The organism is Moraxella sp., from assembly GCF_024227015.1.
Lineage (GTDB): Bacteria > Pseudomonadota > Gammaproteobacteria > Pseudomonadales > Moraxellaceae > Moraxella.
The window spans coordinates 1-2,061 of record NZ_JAAELD010000216.1 but is presented as its reverse complement, the minus strand read 5'-3'; the positions used below and the strand labels follow the sequence as shown (position 1 = coordinate 2,061).

The 2,061-nt window shown below is 46.8% G+C and carries 1 protein-coding gene; it reads right to left on the bottom strand.

What is annotated here, in order from left to right; all coding sequences use genetic code 11:
- Positions 1 to 76: 76 nt before the first annotated feature.
- Complete coding sequence (locus tag GY683_RS04970; RefSeq protein WP_297287695.1) at positions 77 to 1,792, bottom strand: SUMF1/EgtB/PvdO family nonheme iron enzyme; 1,716 nt, start codon at positions 1,790 to 1,792, stop codon at positions 77 to 79.
- Positions 1,793 to 2,061 lie beyond the last annotated feature (269 nt).

Sequence of the window (2,061 nt, the reverse complement as noted above, 5' to 3'; positions counted from 1 at the left end):
TGAGCAGGGGCGCTGCCCCTACAACCCCGCTGGGGGGCACCCCCAGACCCCCGCAAAAGTGTAAAAGCGTTAAATATCAAAGCGTTATCCTGACGACGCGGAAGCCGAGCCTGCCGTACCCGCCCGCGACGACCCACCCGTCGCAGCGGCACGACACACGCGCCCTCCCCGGTCCGCCGCCCCACGAACCGCCGCGAACCACACGACTGCCATCACGATTCTTGTCCATACATTGTTTTTCTTTACCGCTATACTGACTTTCATATTCAGAGCAAGTCCATTCCCAAACGTTGCCTACCGTGTCATATAAGCCAAAAGGATTGGCTGCAAACGAACCAACAGGTGCAGTCATTTTTTTCGCATCCCAACCCCATTTAGCACCACATCCATCACAAGCCGCACGATTTTTACCAATCTTATTTCCCCACCAATACTTACTTTCCGTACCCGCTCGCGCGGCATATTCCCACTCCGCTTCAGTAGGCAAACGATATTCTTTCCCGGTTTGTTTACTTAGCCATTCGGTATAAGCGACAGCATCATTCCAAGAAACGTTTATCACAGGGCGATTACCACGCCCCCAGCCTCTATCCCTTGGTTTTTCTCGCCCCGTCGCCTGTGCAAATTTATCATATTCTGCAAAGGTGACTTCATAACGCCCCATCGCAAATTCACTCACCGACACCCGATGCACTGGTTTTTCACGAACATAACCACCGCCCTGAATATCGCCCATCTGAAAACGCCCAGCGGGGATTTGCACCATTTCTGGACCAAAACCACCGTCTTTTAAGCGATCTCGAAACACTTTATTGGATTCCCAAACTTGAGTCTGTGGTTTTAAGGGCGGTTGTTTTGAGGATGGTGGCGCAGCGGCTTTTTCAGCCAAACGTCGTTCTAGCACCTGCAATTGCCGTTCTAATTCAGCAGTACGTCGCAAAGCAGCCTGTTTTTCTTGATCAACAACTTCTTCTGCACAAGGCGTAAAACAAAAATCGCCTGTGAGCGAAGACATACGCCAAGGAATTTGCTTACCATTACTCGCACTATCTACTCCACGAGCCGCTTGTTTAAAGACTTCCTCAATCTTTAAACCAGGCGTTTTAATCGCTTTAAGCAAATTCTGTGTGTATAAACCATTGCGTTCATCACCATCAGCCGCCTTTTTACCTAGTGCGGTGGCATAACTGATAATCGTTCCGCGCGGCGCATCCATCGCTGCTAACCCATCTTGAGAACGAAAATAACTCCGATAGGGATTACTCCGACACGCATCCAGAATCACAATATTAACCCGACTCCCCGCATTCTGCATAATATCCACCACAAATTGGGCATCAACGGTGCGATATTTAACCAGAGCAGGTTTTTGAATTTTGGGACCAATCGGTACCAGGTAATTATGCTTATCAATTTGCAAACCATGCCCTGCATAAAAAAACAAACCAACCCCGTTTTGACTTAAACGCTCTGCAAAGTTAATCAGGGCTTTATCCATCTGCTCTTGATTCAAGTCTTGCTTATGAATCACCGTAAAACCATACTGCCGTAGCACTTTAGCCATATCTTCGGCATCGTTTTGAGGATTGGGCAAATAATCACCAGGGTAACGGCTATTGCCAATCACTAAAGCAAGTCGCTTTTCATTCACTGTGAATGAACGATAAATCGTCTCAGAAAAGTCATCACCCCCCATTCCTCTTAGCAGTGATTGCCCCTGATAGGCATTTAACCAGAGCAATATCATCAATAAACCAAAAAACGTCGCGAGTATTTTTAGTAATTTCATCATGGATTAATTCTCCTGTTTTAAATCATAACTGATGTTACGCAAGGTGCTTTCAAATTCCACCGATTTCATCGGTGGCTATTCACATTTCACCCCGTTGGGGTTAGTTTCAACTCAGAAAAGGTTAAACATGAATAGGCTATTCACATTTCACCCCGTTGGTGTTAGTTTCAACCCAGAAGGGGTTAAACATGAATAGCCACCGATGAAATCGGTGGAACTTGGAAGCGATTCACATTTTACCCCGTTGGTGTTAGTTTCAACCCAGAAGG